This window comes from Paenibacillus sp. N22P23, assembly GCF_059383735.1.
Genome location: NZ_JBXENT010000010.1, coordinates 1 through 21,255, shown reverse-complemented (window position 1 = coordinate 21,255; position 21,255 = coordinate 1). Strand labels below are relative to the sequence as shown.

General features: G+C 41.5%; 19 protein-coding genes. 15 read left to right on the top strand and 4 right to left on the bottom strand.

The features are described 5' to 3' along the window. The 5 genes from AC506A_RS26390 to AC506A_RS26370 all read left to right on the top strand — a co-directional run bounded on the left by AC506A_RS26390 (position 1) and on the right by AC506A_RS26370 (position 3,999). Positions 1–1,116 carry a GGDEF domain-containing protein gene (locus AC506A_RS26390; RefSeq protein ID WP_495463986.1) on the top strand — a complete coding sequence of 372 codons (1,116 nt, stop codon included), beginning with the start codon at positions 1–3 and terminating at the stop codon, positions 1,114–1,116. Positions 1,117–1,263: 147 nt separating this feature from the next. Further along, entirely contained in the window at positions 1,264–1,929 is a 666-nt protein-coding gene (locus tag AC506A_RS26385; RefSeq protein WP_495463985.1) for a hypothetical protein, read from the top strand. Between the two features lie 397 nt (positions 1,930–2,326). After that, a complete protein-coding gene (locus AC506A_RS26380) occupies positions 2,327–2,626 on the top strand; it encodes a hypothetical protein (RefSeq protein WP_495463984.1) in 300 nt (99 codons plus the stop codon). A 430-nt stretch (positions 2,627–3,056) separates the two neighbouring features. Next, positions 3,057–3,329 carry a hypothetical protein gene (locus tag AC506A_RS26375; protein WP_495463983.1) on the top strand — a complete coding sequence of 91 codons (273 nt, stop codon included), beginning with the start codon at positions 3,057–3,059 and terminating at the stop codon, positions 3,327–3,329. Between the two features lie 43 nt (positions 3,330–3,372). Next, on the top strand, positions 3,373–3,999 hold the full coding sequence (locus AC506A_RS26370; RefSeq protein WP_495463982.1) for a hypothetical protein: 627 nt from the start codon (positions 3,373–3,375) through the stop codon (positions 3,997–3,999). 94 nt (positions 4,000–4,093) lie between these two features. Here the strand turns inward: AC506A_RS26370 and AC506A_RS26365 are convergent, their stop codons facing one another. Further along, the gene (locus tag AC506A_RS26365) at positions 4,094–4,303 is read right to left on the bottom strand and encodes an alpha/beta-type small acid-soluble spore protein (protein WP_495463981.1); all 210 of its coding nucleotides are present in this window, start codon (positions 4,301–4,303) and stop codon (positions 4,094–4,096) included. A 96-nt stretch (positions 4,304–4,399) separates the two neighbouring features. Here AC506A_RS26365 and AC506A_RS26360 point away from each other — a divergent pair, with 96 nt between their 5' ends. The 3 genes from AC506A_RS26360 to AC506A_RS26350 all read left to right on the top strand — a co-directional run bounded on the left by AC506A_RS26360 (position 4,400) and on the right by AC506A_RS26350 (position 8,525). Next, positions 4,400–6,055, top strand: coding sequence for a competence protein CoiA (locus tag AC506A_RS26360; protein WP_495463980.1), 1,656 nt, complete (start codon positions 4,400–4,402; stop codon positions 6,053–6,055). A gap of 152 nt (positions 6,056–6,207) precedes the next feature. Beyond that, positions 6,208–7,002: a putative endonuclease domain-containing protein gene (locus AC506A_RS26355; protein WP_495463979.1), complete on the top strand. Its 795-nt coding sequence runs from the start codon at positions 6,208–6,210 to the stop codon at positions 7,000–7,002. A gap of 371 nt (positions 7,003–7,373) precedes the next feature. Next, positions 7,374–8,525, top strand: a complete 1,152-nt coding sequence (locus tag AC506A_RS26350) for a YncE family protein (RefSeq protein ID WP_495463978.1) — start codon at positions 7,374–7,376, stop codon at positions 8,523–8,525. Between the two features lie 93 nt (positions 8,526–8,618). Here AC506A_RS26350 and AC506A_RS26345 read toward each other — a convergent pair whose 3' ends face one another. Together AC506A_RS26345 and AC506A_RS26340 are read right to left on the bottom strand one after the other, a co-directional pair. Beyond that, positions 8,619–9,476: a hypothetical protein gene (locus tag AC506A_RS26345; RefSeq protein WP_495463977.1), complete on the bottom strand. Its 858-nt coding sequence runs from the start codon at positions 9,474–9,476 to the stop codon at positions 8,619–8,621. Between the two features lie 44 nt (positions 9,477–9,520). Beyond that, a complete protein-coding gene (locus tag AC506A_RS26340) occupies positions 9,521–10,444 on the bottom strand; it encodes a tyrosine-type recombinase/integrase (RefSeq protein WP_495463976.1) in 924 nt (307 codons plus the stop codon). Positions 10,445–10,859: 415 nt separating this feature from the next. Here AC506A_RS26340 and AC506A_RS26335 point away from each other — a divergent pair, with 415 nt between their 5' ends. Together AC506A_RS26335 and AC506A_RS26330 are read left to right on the top strand one after the other, a co-directional pair. Next, the gene (locus tag AC506A_RS26335) at positions 10,860–13,034 is read left to right on the top strand and encodes a PLL family lectin (RefSeq protein ID WP_495463975.1); all 2,175 of its coding nucleotides are present in this window, start codon (positions 10,860–10,862) and stop codon (positions 13,032–13,034) included. Between the two features lie 760 nt (positions 13,035–13,794). Beyond that, positions 13,795–15,750, top strand: coding sequence for a peptidoglycan-binding domain-containing protein (locus tag AC506A_RS26330; RefSeq protein WP_495463974.1), 1,956 nt, complete (start codon positions 13,795–13,797; stop codon positions 15,748–15,750). A gap of 216 nt (positions 15,751–15,966) precedes the next feature. Here the strand turns inward: AC506A_RS26330 and AC506A_RS26325 are convergent, their stop codons facing one another. Further along, a complete protein-coding gene (locus AC506A_RS26325) occupies positions 15,967–17,505 on the bottom strand; it encodes a hypothetical protein (protein WP_495463973.1) in 1,539 nt (512 codons plus the stop codon). A 107-nt stretch (positions 17,506–17,612) separates the two neighbouring features. Between AC506A_RS26325 and AC506A_RS26320 the strand changes: the two genes are divergently transcribed. The 5 genes from AC506A_RS26320 (at position 17,613) to AC506A_RS26300 (ending at position 20,960) form a co-directional block, all read left to right on the top strand. After that, positions 17,613–18,137 carry a hypothetical protein gene (locus AC506A_RS26320; RefSeq protein WP_495463972.1) on the top strand — a complete coding sequence of 175 codons (525 nt, stop codon included), beginning with the start codon at positions 17,613–17,615 and terminating at the stop codon, positions 18,135–18,137. A 201-nt stretch (positions 18,138–18,338) separates the two neighbouring features. Further along, the gene (locus tag AC506A_RS26315; protein ID WP_495463971.1) at positions 18,339–18,581 is read left to right on the top strand and encodes a hypothetical protein; all 243 of its coding nucleotides are present in this window, start codon (positions 18,339–18,341) and stop codon (positions 18,579–18,581) included. Positions 18,582–19,103: 522 nt separating this feature from the next. After that, positions 19,104–19,889 (top strand): DUF4839 domain-containing protein, encoded by a 786-nt coding sequence (locus AC506A_RS26310; protein ID WP_495463970.1) that lies wholly within the window; start codon positions 19,104–19,106, stop codon positions 19,887–19,889. A gap of 243 nt (positions 19,890–20,132) precedes the next feature. Then, a complete protein-coding gene (locus AC506A_RS26305) occupies positions 20,133–20,429 on the top strand; it encodes a hypothetical protein (RefSeq protein ID WP_495463969.1) in 297 nt (98 codons plus the stop codon). A gap of 75 nt (positions 20,430–20,504) precedes the next feature. Then, complete coding sequence (locus AC506A_RS26300; protein WP_495463968.1) at positions 20,505–20,960, top strand: hypothetical protein; 456 nt, start codon at positions 20,505–20,507, stop codon at positions 20,958–20,960. The last annotated feature ends 295 nt before the right edge of the window (positions 20,961–21,255 follow it).

Here is a 21,255-nt window from a genome sequence, read left to right as displayed (position 1 = left end):
ATGATGGCGATAAATGTTTTGACCGGATCCTCCGGTGAGGTGTACTATGCATCTCTTAGCATTCTAGTGATGTCTTTAATTTTGATATTATCTATTCGTTTGTTATTGAGCAGGCAGAAGCGGGCCTATCTATCATTATCTCTATGCATGGCTGTATCACTACTCGGGCAATTGATATTACTCTCGTCCGGGCTTATGGGTTCGAAGGGGGATGGAATAACTCTCATTCATAATTCGATTAACGATATATCTTTTATTCTGGCGAATCTTAGTGTATATCAGCTCTATGGCGCTACGACGAAGCGGGTTACCAGAGTTACCTACGCCCTACTTGGATTCGCTGTGCTGGTATCGATATTCGGAGGTGTGGTGCATGATATTTTTGCCGTACTACTTGTCGGATTCGCATTTGTAGCCATTCGTCCTTTAATGGAAGGAGAGGCGAAATATTATCGATTCGGACTAGCATTTTACGGAGTTGCGGCGATCGCACACTTGATGGGTAATTTTTTAGATGGAAGCACGCTAGTATCAGCAATTGATAATTTGTTCCGGATCGTGTTTTTCGCCGTTTTGTTCTTGACCATGTTTGATAAGGTTCTATCTCTTATGGAGTCCAGCTACAATAAGTCGACGCGTGATTCGCTCACTGGTTTATTCAACCGCTTCTATTTCTACACTACAGTCTCATTTTTTGTCAGCGACAATAAACCGATTTCGGTGATCTTCTTTGACCTGGACAATTTTAAGAAGTTGAACGATACCCGTGGACATGAAGAAGGAGATAAGGCGCTCAAGGCTGTCGCTTCAATATTGAAGGAAGAAGTGGAAGAGGTTGGTATAGCCGGCAGATACGGTGGAGAGGAGATGGTGTTGCTTATCGACGACCCAGACACTAATGTAGGGGAATTTGCCGAGAAAATCCGCGCCCGCATCGAGGATGAAACGATCGTTACAGCGAGCATCGGTTATGCTTCTCTTACAGAAGGGGACACGACCGATTCACTTATCAAGCAAGCGGACAAAGCGATGTATGTAGCAAAGAAGTCTGGCAAAAATCGTGTCCTGGGGTATGCGAATCTTACCGAGGAGCAGCTCGCACTGCTGGTGAGCTAAGGTGTTGTAAGTAGACCTGGAACGTGATAAACTCCAAGGTATAGCCCATATAGGAAAAAAACACAGCGGAAGCACCGTTGATAAGCAGGATTGACCTGTTTATTAATGGTTGCTTCCTTTTTGTTTTCCAAAAAGGAGAGGATATTGATGGATGTAGTAGTGGACGGCAGAGGGTACAAAGTAGAGGTGTGGAATTCTGGTAAGGAAATCATCCAAAGCCGGAATGTCTTGGTCGAAGCAGCAGAGGAGAGGTTCATTGTTTCAGTCTTTCCCCAAATGAAGTGGAGAGCTTGGATTTGTGCAGTTCAAACAGATTCTGCTTTGGAACTTTTGGTCGCTCTATCGAATGAAGAGACAAACACTGCTTGGCTTCAATACTTATCCGGACCATCTTGGGACACCAGGGGAATTAAGGATGCCGTGTGGAGCGCCTTGACTGGCGTGTTCGACAAGGCAAAAATCTACGATCAGAGAGTGCTCTTGAGTGAAGTATGTAGCTTGATCCATGAACAAATCAAGCGTATAGATTTAAATGGCTCATTCAAGCTGCTTAACGACGTCGAATGGAAAGTTCAATTAATGGAAGGGGATTACAGCATGAACGAAGGTAGCGGTTTGATTCGGTTTGCGGTTCAACTACTTACTTTTTGTGGATTAATCTATATTCCAGTCGCCTACTATAAAATGGAGGGATGGACCATCTATACAGTCGCTACTTTGATTGGCTCTCTGTATTTTCAAGCTCAAATCTTCCCACCATCAGTTTTAATAAGGGGCATCAGAAACACGATAAATGAACTCCGCCGGAAGTGATTTTATAACTGGTTACATATACCTAAAAAGTTATAATTTAACTAATAGGTTATAAAGTATGGAGGGACACGGCTTGGTTGATGCGTGGGATCAATACAGGAAGCAACTGTCACAGCTTATGCTTGTGGTAGATACGAAGTAAGCTATGATTCAGTAATAATAGATCTACCTATATATTTTGAAGCATATACTAATCTAGAGGGCCTGTCTCTGTGCGTAAGGCGCGCGCATGGGGGAAGGCTCTTTTTTCGATGCTTCGAAGTAGAGTCATAAAGAAAAATTGTTCAAAAATAGTTCCATTCTAATTATAATGCTTGGATTTTATCAAGTCACCAATATCGTATATACATCCAACTCAACTCTATAGGTTGGAAATAATTGAAGTAGGTGATTTAGAATGGATCAGCAGTTTAGAAGGTTTTTAAAGGAAGTCGGACGTGTAACGTCTCAGGGGTTTGTCAATTGTATTAAGAGACGCGTGTGTGTAAATGACAACGATGTTAAAGTTTGTAGGTTTACATTACAGCAAATTCCTGCGCTTGAACGCAATGCAATAGTGAGGGTTCAGACTGACTCATTTTCATTTATGTTCTTCTATGCCGGCCGAAGAAAGGTCTTCGTATGGGAAATGAGCAACGAAGCCATTGAGGAGTTCTTCGAATGGATTATTGAAATGAATTATCACATGGAAGAATAAGCGGTGGAGTGAAGGGGAGAGTTGACGGTGTATCCGTCAGCTCTTTCGTTCGAATCCTACAAAAGGAAAATCATATTCACTGTCGTTTATGATTGTACTATAATGAGATAATGGATTCTTAACAGGGCAAGGGGCAGATGTTTTTGAACAAGAAATTGATACCTCTTCCGCTAACTCGCATCAAAAATAATGCTTTATTCTTCTCCGTTTTGGTATCGAGCTCAATCACAATCATCGCTTCAAGGGCCATGAATTTGTATATTGGACAAGTATTGGTAATATTTGGAATAAATTGGCTCGGGACCTTTACGGCACGATTCTTCTACTTGATAAGAGCAGAAGTGATTAAACGGAAGAGTGTTGTTTAGTTGACTCACACTAAAGAGTAGCACTATTTTTGTGTTTGGAACGGGAGGGCGTTATTATCGAATTGGTTGGATGGATTTGCAACATCATAGGGACAATAACATCATTCATCGGCGGTATGATGATGCTTAAAGGAACCCCAGAAGACAAACTGACTTTCGGTACTACTCCTTATGGGGAGGAAGCTTTATTTATGGTCAAGGGAGAAGAGTACGAACCATACAAGCAGCTCGTGAAGAGGAAAAGGATGACTCGCCGTGGTGTGAGGTTAATTACAGTCGGGTTTCTAATTCAGGCGCTTAGCGTTCTCTTACAATATCCCATAAGCGGTAAATAGCTGCCGTACTCCTCAAATCATTTCACACAAGGAGTCGTTTTATATGAAATTGTCTCAAGTTTGTATCTATTGTGGCGACTTTGCAACTACTCGAGATCATGTGCCTCCTAAGAGTTTTTATCCGAAGCCATTCCCACCTAATTTACTGACTGTCCCAGCCTGCGGCCCATGTAATGCCTCCTACTCTGAGGATGAAGAGTATGCAAAGGTGACCCTATCGTCTGTTCTTGAAGTAGATTACAAAGGAAGCGTAGCAGATTCGGTTTTTAATCAAAGAACGAAGCGAACCCTCGCGAAGAAGCCCAGTTTAGCAAAAACCATATATGATGGCATGGAGCCGTTAAATGAGCAAATTCTATTGATGAAAGTCGATCGTAATCGAATTGACCGTGTTGTGGAAAAGATAGTACGGGGGTTGTATTTCCATCATTATCAGGATGCACTTAGCCCAAGTACCCGCTTCATTATCGAATTATACCCCGGCATAAATCCGGTGGTAGATCCGTTAATTGAAGCGCAGTTGTTGGCGCAGCCAGTCGAATCAATCGGATCAGGAGTTGTCCGCTACCGACAATTTGTTGCTAGTGACAATCCTTATGCAAGTGCTTGGGTAATGAGTTTTATGGAATCGGACATGAACACATTCGTAATTTATACTTTTCCAAATTAATGACACTTCCGTAAAGAGCGTTAGTGTTTACATCTGTATCAATTAAAAAGAAGGCTGCCCCTTGTATGGGGCAGCCTTCTTGTCTTACCGCCAATTACCGCGATGATCCGCCCAGGCTTTGTTCAGCAATCTGAACAAGTTTACGTGTAATGGATCCCCCGATTTTTCCAGCATCATAGGTCCTTAAATTACCGTTATAGCCGTCTGGTGATAGCTGAATGCCGAGCTCTTGTGCAACTTCAAACTTTAGCCTATCGAGCGCTTGAGATGCCTGTGGGACAACTAGAGTTTTGTTTTTGGACAATGTAATGACCTCCTTGAAATGTGGTGTTTTTTTACTTTCTCCATTTTCTTACTTAATATACAATGGATGAAAGGAAATGGAAGGCGGGTGATCGTTGTGTTTGTAGCTGAAGACAAAGAAGGACGTCGGTATTACTCATTCGATGAAGAAGAGGTTCAAATTCGTGAGCTTTCAAAGAACAATGTCTTAATGTGCCCAGACTGTAGAGAGCGAGTTATCTATCGGGCTGGCAGCAAAAGGCCACATTACGCTCATCACCGTGATTGCATCAAGCCCAATCCATATACGGAGCCTGAGACACTAACTCATCGAAACGGCAAGATAAGGATTTATCAGTGGCTCAAACGGTTATTTCCAAAAAGTAGAGTTGAACTGGAATTCTACATACCGGAAACAAAGCAACGCTCAGATATCATAGTGATTCATCCGGACGGTGCACGCTGGGCATTTGAATTTCAATGCTCAAAGATACCTGGATATGCATGGACGGAGAGACATGAACTCTATAAGCAAGCTAACGTGCTGGACTTCTGGATATTGAATCGTGAAATCGCCCAACGAACCGTTTATGGAGCACGAGTTGGCGGGCTGGAAACGGCCATATTTAAGACGACAAAGCGAATCGATTATTTAGATGTCGAGCAGCGCGATGTCTTCATGCTCGTCAGTGGTAGACTGGATGGCAGCAATTTAATTATTAATCGGGAGTGCTATTCAGATCTTGATAAAGTTTCTGTTAGAGATGGAGTACTTTGGTCCAATTCTTACGCGCAATACTTATCGGAAATGGAGCAGATCAGGCGAAACCAGGAGGAAAGTATCCGGCAGAAAGAACATCAGGAAAAACTTGAATCTGAGAGAGAAGAGTTGGAGCTGAGGAAAAGCAGGCGCGATATCATTCAATACTCCAAGGACATCCTGATGGAAAGAGCCAATTTAAGCAAGGATATGACGCATTCTGAAAAGAGTTTATTTTTGAAACTGGCACAGAAATATGATTTGGGGCCAACTAATTTTCCTGGGATATTTCAATTGGATGTGCGAGATTCAGATTATATAATTACTCCGAAACCGCTTTGGCAGTTATGGGTGTATGATTCAATGGTTACTTCATGGAGTTACTTTGTTCGAAAAGGGAAGGAGCCAAAAGTATGGATAGAGCGCTGGACAGACAATTTTAAACAGCTCCGATCCCGCGGAATCCTCCGAACCAACGGAAATTATATTTATCCCTTTTACAACTATCTCAGCGCATTGAACCAATGCGGATTGATGATGAATCTGGGAACGATGACGACGAAATATCAGCAATTATTGGTGAATCGAGTCCCGATATTTGATAGCCATAAAGCCAATGTTTCGATACGGTTGTATTTTGAAGGGTTCAGGCATGAGAGCATTGAACCAGCGGTAGGTGATTTCTTAAATCGTATGGCCACGATTCGGAATGAATGTACTGCTCAAATAGAAGCTTCAGCTGCGCAGGTAGCTGCTTCAGCTGTAGCTAAAACGGAAATGGAAGCAAAGAATCGAATTCACGAAAGCCATCCTGCACTTGATGAAATGACGCAGAAAGTCATCTCAGCAGGAGAAGATAGGAGGCTTCCTTTGGATATTCTGTCGAGAATTCAAATCGAATGTAACAGAATCATAAAGGCTTACAGGAGAAATGGTTTTATGAAGGATGAAGAACTTGACTATTTAATGAAAACTCTCCGCGAGGCAAGCTATTATATACCACCGAATATATAATGGTCGCAAATCGGTTTAGTAAAGCCGTGGCGTATAAATTATGTACGTCGGGATATGCTTGTATGACTAGTTGGAAATAAATTTACTGGGTGATGAAATTGTATCGAAAAAAGGACATTAGCTACTACATTAATTGTTATGGGAAAGCGAAAGTGAACGAATGGATTAGTGAATATAACAAGGTGAGAATGTGGGAATGGTCAGATGCTTCGATCGAGGATCATCTGGATTTAATGGACGCTGTTATGTATCAAAGGAAGAGGCTACGACACTGGGATGTGAAATGCCTTTCTCCAGCTGCGATGATTTTATTTGATGCACTGAAGTGGAAAAGGACTGAACGGTATGGTCCGAAGCTCTTTGCTGAACACAAAGTAATCGGTGCTAGTGGTAAAGAATACAGTTGCGACATCGCATACGCTTATGAACCGTTCGAGAAACCTTTGCTTGTAATCGAGTGTGACGGTGAAAAGTATCACCTTGACCCGGATAAAGATGAAAGAAGAGCAATGGATATTGAGAAGACTGGAATTATTGTCATCAGGTATTCAGCCAAAGATTGTAAAGATTATGTTGCAATCTGTACGTTGGAAATTGATCACTTATTGAGAAGATTGTTGACCGCCGAAAAAGTGACTCGGGAAGAACTGGAACTCTTGAGCGATTTGAAGGCTAGTAGAAATGAAAGGGAAAGACATGCTAAGTACGATGAAAGATATGACAGCCCTTTTGAAATCGAAGAAAGACATGACAATCTATATGAAATCGATGATGGGTATGAAAGCTTTTATGATTACAAATACTCCCATTGTTCTTCATGCGGGGAGATGTATCATGATAAATACTCGAGGAGTGGGCAATGCCTCGCCTGTGGCGAATTGCCGTATACTGATGAGGGCAAGCAGTCCTACTTAGAATTGTCATACTGGGAATTGGAGTATCATTGAGACTAACTACAGCAGCCCGCTCCTAAATGGAAGCGGGCTGTTCGACGTTCCCTAATAATTTTGTAGCATCCAGTTAAACCTCAGTGACGGTCTTGCAATATTCTCTCCTTTATCATTGATGCTGCACGGAAAGATAAATTGGACATCACCAGAGATTGATCGTAGAGGGACTCTTGGCTTTTCCTAGGCAGCAATCTTTCAGAAAGGCATTCTCTCAGAAAATCGATTAATTGGCTTTGAAGGGGGATGTATCGCCGGTTATGTGACGCTCAGAATAATGTAGCTTGTACGTAATACATGATGTTAAACATCTAAAACTCATTCGCCGAATATATTTTTCATAAATTATGTTTTTATTGGGAGGTTTATGGATGGCTTTGGGAATGGGTGTTTTGTTTACAACAGATTCATCCGCCAACACGGTGAGATATATAAATAGCTTAAACGGCATTCCAATTATTACCATACCATCCGGTGGTATCAACCCTGTGGATATTGGCATAACACCAGACGGGGGCAGATTGTGTGTTTTGAATCATGCTAATGACATTGTCAATATAATTGATATTCGTAGTGCGAGGTCTGTTGCCTTGATCAGAGTGGGGCGTGCTCCGATTGATATTGCATTCGATCCCGAAGGAGTATACGCCTTTGTAGCCAATCGGATAGGTAACTCGATTTCCGTGATTGATCTAAATCAAAATAGTGTGGTCAACACCATCCCTCTTGGCGCAGGATATGGCACTTCAGGTATCGTAATCGTTCCTGTATATGGTACCGGAACCTTGGCTTATGTTACGGGATTCGGCGGGAGTGTTCGAGCATTTACTGTTAATGGAGGAAGTCTTGTACCGATCACTTGGAACAGCCCATTACGAGCGCAGGGAGCGCATAAGCCTGTCGTTAATCGGGCAGGAAACAAGATTTATATTCCCTTACTCAATGTATCGCAAGTGGCAATAATAAGAGTCGGCCAATTCGGAGACAATGATCTTCCTCGTTTCATTAATGTTGGCAGTAGTCCTATAGGTATAGCAATTAGTGATGATGGAGCTTTCGCTTATGTTGCATGTTTTGGTGATAATGCAGTTCATGTATTTATTAATGATATCGACTCTTCTCGGAGAATACCATTTAGTTCTCCGCGACAAGTGTACTTCGGTCCAGCAGGCAATCAATTTGTTTATGTGTCCCATGATCAAAGTAACGGGGCTGGAACCATCAGCCGTTATAATCGGCAAAGTGCTCAGACAGTATTGTTGAATAATACATTTCAAGGAGCAGCACGATCTCTTATCGCTAGTCCTGTGATTTACACTATCATCAGCGTAGCGACAATCAGCAATACGGTTTCTACTAGCGCGATACAACCTAGTGTTCCCAAAGCCTATTTAAACAAAATAGTGAGAGTCAAGGTTAGAGAGTCTTACAATCAGCAACAATCAACTTTCAAGGTAAAGCTAAAAATTATGAATAAAACGAAATCCACGATTTTAAGAAAGATTTACGGGGAAAGTAACTGACGGCCCCCACAGTTGGCCAGAAATAACAAAGAGACTCCGGATCCGGAGTCTCTTTGTTATTTGAGTAGGCGATCGATCTTCTTCAAAGATTCATTAATCGATAAGTCGTGTATGGTGATCGTAATGCCATTTAAAATACCTTTCGTTTTGATCATTCCAGTTCATTGCCATTTGGCCTACTAGTGTATCAATGTGATTGTTGAGGTCGTGTGACTTTATCTTTTTCAAAGAAATAACTTTGCCTTTTCTGACACCTAAATAACCATGCTCAAAGAGGGCGTCGCATCCTAGAAGACACATTGGCACAATGTTAGATAAATCAGCACGCTCGTAGTTGTCCGCAATGGAACGTTTTTTTATATGCGCTGTGATTAGCATGTCCCAGGGTAATATTCGACCACATATTGTACAAGGCGCATCGGTGCTTCCTCTTTTTAGAGTGGCCCGGAGCTTCTTTTGTTCACGACGACTTTTACGAATCGAGAGGAGATCCGTTGTATCGTCAAAGGATATGGTTATCCCATCATTTGTTTGTTTTACGCTTATACCGTTTATTTGATCAGCAACATCATAGAAAGTTTTAACGCCTTCACCTGAATCAAGAATATATCTGATTTGATAATTAATCATAATTCCGTAGCGATGATAAGCTCCATCAGGACTATTACCATGTTCATAAAATTCATAAAGCGCAGCTTTTCCGCGCTCCTCGATTTTTTTCCAATCAAAAGTCAAATCCTTGATGTAATCATATTTATTTTCATTAAATGGTCCATCATTAATGGCTTCATTGGAGTAATATTTCATAAACTGATTGTCACCTGATTCATCATGCGGGAAGTTGCGCTCCATACCATCTAAATATAAATGTGCATCAAACTGATCATCACGATCGCGCATATTTGGAAATCCTCTACGATACTCCTTTTGAACCTGCTCAATGGATTTCAAAGATTACACCTCTATCTATTCATGTAAAATGCTAATCCGAGTTTTCAGATGCTTAAAACATTGGGGAGTATTGGCTGGATGGTCATCATTGCTTCCTTTTTCGCTTGATCATTTACGTGGGTATAGATTTGTGTTGTTGAGACGTCTGCATGACCAAGGAGCTCTTGAAGCGTCCGTAGATCGACCTTGCCTGTAGCAAATAAATTCGTAGCGAATGAATGCCGCAGCTTGTGGGAAGACAATGGGACGTCCTTATACTGATGATGCTTTTGCTTAAATAGCTCAAATGTCTTTTCGGCCACATCTTGTATCGCACTTTTTGAAATTCGGCGGCCAAGTCGAGAGATAAAAAATGCATTCTCCTGGCTTCTCCTCGGCTGCAGCCTCTCTGAAAGGCAACTTCTTAGAAGTTCAATCAATACCGGCGGAAGCGGGATGTACCGCCATTTGCGACCTTTACCTAGCACTCCGAGATGACCGGCATATTCATTAAAATCTGGGATGTTAAGACGATGTACTTCCCCGACGCGAAGCCCGCAATACGCCATCAGCGCAAGAATGGTAATATCCCGGGTTTGGAAGTGGGTATTAACGATCTCGAGTAAATCTCCAAGATTGTTCTGTTCAATATACACGGGCACCCTGTTCTTTTCTACTTTCGACTTCTGTACTTCAATTGCCGGGTTAGCCTGGATCCGATTAAACTCTATCATCACCTTGAAAAAGAGGCGGATTGAAGAAAGCGATCGATTGCGGGCGCCATCCCCTGCGCCGCCACTTCGAATCTTGGTAAGGTGCGCCATAATGTCAATTTTACGCAGCGACTCGATAGGCTTCTCAGAGACACTCCGCAGGAAGGATCTTACGTCGTGGAGGTACCCCTTTTGAGTCTCCTGCGAATATGATCGATCTTTAAGCCAAATTAGAAATATTTCCACATCTTCTTCGTGTTGAACTGCTCTATTCATAAATTCCCGCTCCCAATTAGGTTGGATACATATCAATATAACTCAATTAAATCTCTTAAAACACGAACACTATTAAACACGTATTTAATGTTGTTCATTTCTATTATAGGTTCGCTCATCGTCGTGCATTTCCCTCCTTAATTATGATGGTTCTAACGTTGCAAAACGGTGTTACCTCCCACAATAAGGTCGTTCAAGTAAGTAAAGAGGAGAAGAAACCAACAAGAGATGGCAGTTACAGACACCGCCATTCTTTTTTAGATTTTTGGTGAGAGGGGAATGCAGACGGACAAGCTCGATGCTTGTCCCTTTATGACCAACGCATAAGCAAAACAAATTATGACAGCCTTTTTATTATCTATGCAGCATAATATTGACTAGAAGAATATGGATATTATTATGGAGGATTGATTATATGAGTTCAGGGGGAGGCTTTTTTATCCAGGGGAGATTTGACCCCCATAACTTCGAGGTTGTGATTCCTTGGCCTTCTGGGGGGTTAGCACATTTTTGGCGTGATAATGAAAATGCTGTTTACCAGTGGCATGGACCCATTTTTTTTGGTCAGGGTCACTATATTGGTGCCACTCTTGTCGAGTCTGCGTATCATAGCCACGATAACGAGCATGGCAACTTGGAAGTGCTAGCAACGCGAATTGACGGAAGTGTAGAGCATTATTGGAGAGAAAACGCTGGAAATTATGCTTGGAGCGGACCAAATAAGCAATTCGAAAGAGTAAGTTTTGAAGGTATTTGCGGAGTTCCTAGCCTGGCTCACAACAGCGTATACCAAGAAACTGTCATCGGTGCACAATATGAGTGGCAAGAATTTTACATTGTCGTACCTAATCTACCAACCGGCTTCACTTATTGGAATAGAAGAGCAGAAACTTATATTTCTCACTATGATTCTAATTCAGGAGCGGAATTAGAAAAGCTAGTTGGAGCTGCGTTAGTGGTTACTAACATAGGTTATACTGTCGACGAGGATTATATAGGCATACCTGTAGTTGCGGGTGTATCAGATTCGGGAAAACTACATGTCTATGCCTATTCTATAACCACCGATAATCCATACACAGCCAATTGGAGTACCCATGCGATATTTGGTCGTGAAATTTTTCCGGGACTGAGCGAACAATTTTACGGGCGTCCAAGTATAATGCAAAGTGATTTCAATAAAGATTATTCTGGGAAGGCTCCTTTTCATTATGGGAATTTGGAGTTAGTCGTACCAAGTATAAATGGTGGACTAGTACATTTTTGGAGAAACAATGGTGAAACAGAATATATTGCAAATATTGCTCTCCAGCGCGGATGGGAAGGACCTACACGAATCCCGGGACGGTTATACAAAGAAGTCTCTCTTATTCAGAGTAATCTCTCTGCACCAGAATCTGATCATGGTAATTTCGAATTGGTAGCTAGAAGACGTGACCAATCAGGATTTGATTTCTATTGGCGAGATGAAAATATGAATTGGCATGGGCCAGATTCGATTGGTGTGCCATACGTTAAATCTTATTCATCATCAAGTGGAGGAATCTCAGTTGCTTCCAGAAATCCAAGTACCTTAGAAATATGGTGGATTGGCGCAGATGGTTCTGTGCAAGATTCTTACTGGTATGAGAGTGCGAATTATTGGGGGACATTCCCAATATTAAGAGAGGGCACTGCTTCGATATATGGCGGTATATATACACTTTCTCGGATACCGAATAGCCTTGAAACATGGTGGATCGGAGCAGATGGTTCTGTGCAAGCTGCTTCTTGGTACGAAGGTGAAGAATGGAAAAGATATCAATTAGCACCGAGTGGTAGCGCTGCAACAGCAGGCGAAATCTGTGCTGTCTCGCGGATACCAAATAGTATGGAAGTTTTCTGGATAGGACCGGACGGATCTATACAAGGCACATTTTGGTACGAAGGAATGGATCATTGGCAACAATACGTTATAGCCCCTGCAGGTAGTGCTTCAACCAAAGGTGGAATAAGTGCAGTATCACGAATACCAAGCAGTATGGAAGTTATGTGGATTGGAAACGACGGATCCGTACAAGGTGGATTTTGGTACGAAGGAATGGCTCAGTGGGCACAATACACTATAGCCCCTGCAGGTAGTGCTTCAACCATGGGAGGGATTAACGTAGTTTCACGAATACCGATCAGTATGGAAGTATGGTGGATTGGAGCCGAAGGTTCAATAATGGATGCTTATTGGTACGAGGGAAGTGCTCATTGGGGAGTAAGAGAGATCGCTCCTGTTGGAAGTGCTTCAACTACGGGTAGTATCTGTGCCTTATCACGGATACCGAGTAGTATGGAAGTTTGGTGGAATGGACAGGACGGCTCTGTACAAGGTTCATTCTGGTATGGAGGCTCTCAATGGACACAATACGAATTAGCCCCAGCAGGTAGTGCCTCAGTCTTCGGTGGAATTGCGGCAGCATCCCGGATATCGAATAGCATGGAAGTTTGGTGGGTTGCACCGGATGGTTCCATAATGGATGCTTATTGGTATGAAGGTTCACAATGGAAACAATATGAGATCGCTCCAGTTGGCAGCGCGTCGACTGTAGGCGGTATGTAAGGATTTTAACTGGCGTGGATAGGATTCGGCTTCAACTTCCACCTCATTGTATGGGTAAAATCTATTGAAAAGTTAGTTGAAGCACACGGATCGATCCGGTCGCTGCTTACGTGCGATGGCCATTCGTGTCATCGCGCAAGATTTTATCCTCGATCCGGCTAGCTTTCTCGAGAAAACAAAAAAACGTATTTATTGAGGTTGCCCTTTGAGGCAGCCTATTTTTTTTGCAAAAAGCTGAGTAAGCCTCATCGACATGTTCGATCATGAAAATAAAGGGTGATATTGGGGGGAAAGTCAAAGTCTCAATTTTGAACAAAAAAAAATTCTGATTTACCACGGATTTTAGCCCACGGAATGTCTAAACCAGCTCGAGTATGATGGCGATAGCAATTGGCAAACAGCTGGTTTTTTATGCCCTGCGGCGCTCGTAACTTTAATAGAGGTGGATCGCAAGCGTAGTTTAAGGCAGGCACATCAACTACGTATTACGGATCAACACGAGAGAGGCAACGTTTCAATCTATCCGGCTGTACGCGTCTATAAACGAGCTGCAAATTTGTAGGTAGTGGGTATCTTGTTTTATCATTATGGGCCGCTCGGTGTAATGGTAACACATGCGGGATGGGGAAGCGGCACCTTGATGTAACATTGAAAGGGGCGATTGATATGTAGAGCTTAAGCGGGAACCCAAGAGCAAATGCAAGAGGATGAAACAAAAATCTCTAGTGCTACAGAAATCAAAAAACGAAGGAGAATTGAAATGAAAAAAAAAATGTTTAAACGCTTTAGCTCAAAAGCCGTCGTAATTGCACTATTATTCAGCATCTTGTTTACCGTTGCTCCTACAAACACCTTTGCCCAAGTGGGAGAAACGAACCTGCGCCTGGTTGATGAAACATGCCCATACGGGTTCATTAATCGCTGCTATTCCATCGAGAACCAATCCACTCTGTCGAAAGTCATTATTTTTGGGGGAACAACGGTGTTCTTCTGGTTGGGTGTGCTGGACAGTTTATCTCAACACGAGTTTGCGAGCGTCGCTGGCGACCTTGCTTTAAAGAAGATCGAGAAGACCGTGGAGGCTATGAACGCAGTGAAAGCGGAGTTGTTCGTTTCCAAGCGGATTTCGTCTCTCATTACTTCTGGTCCTGACTTAGCTGATTTTCAGCGGAATATTCGGGAGATCGACGCAGCACTAGCTATGATAAAGGACGCGGATAGACTTCAGCACATTCTAAGCGTCGCTGAAGATGTGGACAATGCGATGGATTTTCTTGGCGACTTAGGCGCAATAGATTCTGTGAAGGAAAGCGATATTATCCTGCATATGATGGAGCACGCCTTTACTAACAGCACCTATACCCCAGAGCAGAAGCTTTTCGGCCTAACAATCAGTCACGGCATGCTTGCAATCCCCAACCAAAAGAACTCCGTTTTTGTTCCAACGGGGCAATATCCGACGTATGGATTCATCGAGAACGTGATTAAGGACTTCCATGCGTTTCTTTCTGGTAAAGAAAAGAAGACAGCATATCATGCTGACGCGTTTCTCATGACCGTCTACGCCAACATTTCCTACTCTGATTACATGGAGCTGCAAGCCTACTTTAATCAATGCGCCAAGCTGCTGCAGCTTAAAGAGAACGAAGGGAAAATACTGCTTAATAGCGCTGAACAGTTCGCAAAATCGTCAACCACCAAGGATAAAGCCATTGCTATTTATCAGTCCATCATAGCCGACGGAAAGGTGTACGGAGCTTCAACTGTAAATTCCGCCAAAGCAAAACTGGCTCAGCTAGAAACGGTAATCCAACGACCAACGTTAAACATTGGTTCATCAGGAAGTTACGTCACCCAGCTCCAATTGTTACTGGCGTCCAAGGGCTACTATTTCTCAGCTGCTGACGGCATACTTGGACCAGTTACGCAAACAAGTGTGTATGCGTTTCAAGAGGAAAATGGACTGCCCAGAACCGGCACGGTTGACAACGCGACGTGGAAAGCTATTGAAACGAAAAAGACAGATACTTACCGCCGAATTCGAGTCCAAGTCAACGGTACTGAATTTGGCCCTGGTATTGCGGTAGGCACGGATACGTACTTGCCTAAACGCGCTGTTGACTTTCTTGGGGCGACCGGGAGCGTATCCAAAAGCTACAACGGTATTCAATTTTATAGATGGCTCGATTTATCCACTCCGGTAGTCGCAAACTCAATCTCAGGCGGATTTAATTTTACGAATCGATACGCCTCACTAAGAATCCAATTCAACGGGGCTGATGTGGGGAAGGGGCTATCCATTAACTCGCAGGCCTACGTCCCAAAAACATTTTTAGATGCCATCTATTTGCCGACCGAGTATATAACAGGAGGTCTCACATTCGGAGGTATAACGTATTACCCTTGGTCTAATATCCCGCTTCCTTTGTCGTTCATCCGGATTGACATCGGCTTTAATTTTACCCCCGATTATCCGGTTAAGAAAGTGGTCATGAATGGCAAACCATTCAGTAGCGCGATCATGATTAAAGATGCAGGTGTGGCGTCATCAAGTGCATATTTAGAGGCGTCGGCGCTTGCGAAACTCGGTATTTCTTATTCGGGTTCTGAAAAGGTAACCACAAAAGGCAGGACGTACATCAAGTGGAACGCAAAAGGCATGCCGTTCACCTATAAGAACCTTCCGGATGGCGGATTCAGCTTCACGAGCCGGTAAGAGTTATCGTGAGAGGTCCCTTGCCAAACTAATCTGTTCGTTGAGTCATTAGATAAACAGTGGCCTACTCGGTTACATTGACTGTGTCTGAGTAGGCTGCCATCTGTATGCCGGTTTGATTTTCATAAATGAGCGCTCAAAAGCAACAGTAAAAGGAAGAGGGTACGAGTAATAAACGCATTCGAAACAATTGAGACACACTGGATCAAATCAGCTTTAAGTGATTGATCGAAAGACTGCCATGATAGATTCTCGTGTTCGAAAAGCATCAGCCACCTCATATCGTTCATCAAACACCATTAACTTGTATGCATCGAGTTGAGAATGAATAATAGCGATTTTCTCCGGATCCATCATCGAATTAAATGCGATGCTGGTGATATGCGGGTACGTTTTTAGCCCTCGTGTAAACTTAACAACATCACCATTGTCAATAAGAACTAGATTACTCAATCCAATTCTTTGAAGCTTTTTGTATAAGATGGTGCTATCTACGGCGAATACCCACGTTGTTTTGTTTACTGCTTCATTTACTGCTTCATAAAATCCAAGAAATTCAGCATACTCTTTTTTATAGAAATACTTATCCATAACATCTGTCAGTATTTGGTCGGTGTTATTAAACGTAGATCCGTTTTCATTAGCAATCGTTTTAATCGATTGTATCTGTTTGTGTTGCCCCTCTTCATACCATTGAGAGACTTGTTTCTTATATTCATTGTATTCCGTTAACATACGGTAATGATCTTCGAGAAGTAAGTTATACGAGTTTAATTTCTCATCCCATTTTTTATTTTGTTCAACTAACCAGTTTGTGTGACGTATTCTATCATCGAGATATTTTTCACATAGCGACTTGTAACCATCCAATTCATAGTTAAGTGAATTGTACTTGGTTTTGTATTCGTCTAGTTCATCAATAAGTGCTCTATTTTCAAATTGAAGCTCTTCGATAATCTTGTCATTATCCGATCTTCGTGAGAGAATCGTCACTTCAACTGCAGATTCAGTTTGTGCTTCAAGTTCGACGCCGACATCATTTAGAGAACGACTTGCTGTTGCAGCGCTGGTTATCTTCTTTCTGCTTTTTTTCATCTTTTTGGATTCGTCCCTACAGTCTTTCGGGAATTTCTCTTTTGAAAAACTGTCCGGATGATGAGCTACTTGAACTTCATGATTCTCAATAACATCATCAAGTTTGTCTGATTTCTCATACCAATTCTTTTTTTGCGTCCATTGAATTTTTTCTGCATTCTCGATAAAGTCGTTGCACCCAGCGCATATAAGCGGTCCGTCAGGTCTGTCTCTAAGAAATATCGCCAATTCCTTGTAGAAAAAATCAACTGGAGTAAAAGCTGGTTTCCGGAGCATAGGTTGAAATTCATTTATTTTTATGCACATTTCAGAAAACTGATCATATCGACCGTGACTTGAAAACAGATTAAGAAAACTCAAAAACAATAATTTCTCATTGGTACTTATGCTTAAATCCAATATTTTTTCTTTCAGTTCTGCTTTATACCATCGCAAAAAATAATACTCATTCAAGAAAACGCGAAACATTCTTTGTAGAGTAGACAATTCCAGGTTACCGTGGATATTGCTGCTTGGAGAGTCCTTTGGGAATAGCTCCTTCAGACCATCGAATTCTTTCTTATTGTGCTTTTCTAAGTAGCTAATATCTGATTCATCACTTAGGTCTATACGCAAAAGCAAGATGATAAATGAAGTTTGTTTAGCGCGTTTTCCGCTCATTTAGAAACCCCTCCGTATGCCTAATTATAAGGCATAATAGGAAAAATTTACAGATATTGCAGGTGTCCATGTGAAAGGGAATAGGACTACTAGTGAGGTGATTTATTATGAACTTTATTTGTTTGGACCTAGAGTTTGAACCATCACGTCACCTTATTTACGAGTTTGGATTCGTCTCCTATAAAAACATGATGCTAAAGAGTCGCTACAATTCGTATGTGTATGACAAACAAATTGAGTTATGGTCAGGTAATAAGATCGGAAAAGCTTATGTCTCGCAGATAAAAAATACTGGGATTCCAATAAATCAAGCAGTCGGGACACTAGTAAATGAGTGTAGAAGTTTGACCGTAAACACGGTTTACACTTGGGGTTCGCAGGACAAGAAGGAGCTTAAGATAGCTCTTGGCGATTCTCCTGCACTGGGATCGCTTACTCTGAAGGACTTCCAAGATGAGTATAAAGCGTATATGGGTTATGCCAATGGTAATGCACCGTCGTTAAAAAATGCATTTCGTGAATGCTATCCGAATCATCCCTATCAGGTCATGTTACACCGTGCAGCAGGTGATGCGTATGCCCTCTCACAAATTTTTATCTTCATAAAGAAATTCAAACCAATAATTAAATAGAGTGATTTGAGCTTGGGGAGCAACTGGCTACTGCTCATAGGACACACCGCTGTTAGGCTCGCGCTCGCCGGTCCGCAGCCAGTGTCTGTGTTAAGACGATACCAGTTGTCTCAAGGGGAAGCATTGCAGGGCATAGAGTGTTGTATAGGTTGTGAGCGTAATTGATGAGACCTTATGATAATTCGGTGTTGAGGTGATTCGATGATAAAGAAACGAAAAGAAAAAAAGACAATGCTGCAGATCATTTTAGAAAACCGGCTTGCTAGTCTTCATAGGTGGCAAGAATCTGAACAAGAACTATTGCGGATTATTGAGAAATTACCAGCAAGCGAGTTTAGGGAAGAGCTGCAACAACGGCATTTGGATAACCTGGCTAAAACCGAAAGAAAAATTGCACAGCTGAAAGAAGAGATTCAGGAAAAAATTAAAAATCCGCATTTTTAGCGGATTTTTAATTTTTTTCGGGTCTATGCTCCTATATTTATCAGATGTATAAATTGCACTTTTTTCCCAATCCCTTATACTGGTAGAGTAGGTCTTCAGATTCAAATATTACTTATATAAGGGGAAATAGGAATGTTGAAATCTGATCAATATTTACAGAGTATCAAAAAAGAGAGAGAAACTATGTAATACAACAACTATTGAAGCTAACAGGTCTCAATTCGGAGGAATGCAACTTAATCGTCGCTCAATACAATTATAATACTCAATTATTGAATTACGCCAACGTATTGCTGACACGTAAACAAATTATTGGCAGTTATTGCGACCTTTGTGTTCGTCACAGTCATGGTTATTGGATCGACTGTATTTAATGTGGATTTCGAACTGCTCTTTGGGGCAGCGATGTTATCATTGGCAGTTTTCTGTACGGTGTACACGTTCAGGACGCTCAGGGAAGGGGTTAGAATTCGGTTCCTGACTGGCACAATCGTAATTATGTTAATTGGAGGATAATCAAAAATGAAGAAATTAGTTAGTGTTCTTATTGCTTTTATTTTTGTTATTGCATTAGCGGGATGTGGCGGAGATTCGAATGAACATGAAGGTGAAGCAAAAACGCCATCAGGTTCAAGTAATCAGGAAGGTGAAAATTACCAAGATGTTATTAATGATTTTGAAGAACAAGGTTTCACGAATATTAAAACAGTAAAACTGGAGGATCTAATTACAGGGTGGATAACAAAAGATGGAGAGGTTGAAGAAGTATCTGTTGGCGGCGATGTTGATTATTCTTCAGATGAATGGGTATTTTCGGATACAGAAGTCATTATTAAGTATCACACATTCAAAAAAGAAGAAACTGAGAGTGTAGCAGAATCTGAGGTAAAGGATAATTCAAGTGCAGAAAAGACAGAAGAAGAAATCTTAACAGTAGCTAACAACAAAGAATTAGCAGAGATACTTAGCACAAAAGACGAGTCTAGTCCTCTTTTTAAAGAATTTGCTCAGAAGTATGCTGGAAGAACCATTGAGTTTGATGGGAATACCGCTTATGTGAGTGAAAACGGAAATTATAAAACAAGATTTAATTATTTAGTTTTTGCTGGAGATTATAGTACAACTACTTTCTCGGGACCTGAATTCCAATTTAGAAATGTTAATTACTCTGATTTACATCTTACAGGAGATAATATTCCTGATTCTTTTGGAGCAGGTCTTAATATTCGTATCATTGCTACGGTTGAAGAGTATGATGAAAATCCAGGTCTTATTCTACTCAATCCAGTTTCTATCAAAATGAGATAAATATCTTTAACACTCATTAGATGTCTTGTCGTCTAACGCGGAACGTTAGTTGAATAAAACAGCGACAGTCTAGGACTTTATTTTGACTTTATTTTCTTGTCCTGCTTAAAAACTTGTAGGAGAAAGGCGAGAGGGATCTATTGCCGTACTGCATTTCTTTCGACAGTATTCTCAATTTCAATCTAGTAATATTGTCTTTTTCGCCGTGGATATACCATGGAATATTGGGATGTAGGGGGAAATATGATGAAGTCGAAAAAGTTCATACTTAAGCGTGATGATTTAAGGTTCACCGAAACACAAAAGAAGTACATTGACTATCATATCGCTTTGCATAGCAACTGGAAAAACTTTAAGGACTTAATCTCTATCGAACTTGATGGGAAAGTGCAAGATAACCATTTTATTGTTCGTGTAGAAGAGACGGATACAAAATGGCATTCTTCTTTTTCTCGAGAGCTATGCAGGAAAGCCAGTCTAGATAATTTGAAAATTACAACAGACAGTGATGCTTATCTTTTTGATGTAATCGAAGTTTGAATAAAAAGAATGCGGGCAATGGCGATCAAATACAATGATTTCAAAGCATATCATGGAGAGAGGAGACTCATATCAATGAATTTTAAATATTTAAGAGAGCATATTAGTGCCGATGAAGCTAAACAGATTAGCAATACTCAATTGGAGAAGCTAAATAAGAGCTTATTATGGGGTAATCCGAATCCTGGAGAAGAATTCTTTATCGTCAGCACTGGTGAAATCTTTACAGTCGAAGGTGATAACAACGAGGGAGAATTTGAGGATTTAGAAGGATACCATATAATCTATGACGGCGGTAAGCCTATTCTAGCCGATCTCTGTATTCCGCGCTATAGCACTGGAAAACTCATTGAATCACTTTCATTTGATGCGAACTTTGAATTACGCAATACCGCCGGTCCAATTAATGGATGGGGGGCTTTTCTAGAAGGTGAGTTCTTTGAATCACATGAAGGTCAAGATCTTGTAGGGTTTTTGTGGGAATTATTCCTTATCAGATTATCTGATAAAGTTAAAGGCGCTTGCTATTAGACGAGCGGGTTGCTTATACCAGGTCGAACTAACAAATAACGCCAATACCTGAAAAAACGGACAAGCTGCTTTTTAAGCTTGTCCGTTTTTTCATCGCTAGCTTGCTTGTCCGATTTTCAACGCAGATGAGCAGGCGAGAAGGAGGAGGGCATACTACTTCTTCTATTTCGTTCTTCTGATAAGCTAATTCACCGTTAATCCACGTTTTCACGTTTCAAGAAGTTCGCAGCTGTCCCAATCATGAGCTGAAGGACCGGTACAAAGAAGGATTGGCGATCCCGGGCTGCCGAAAATC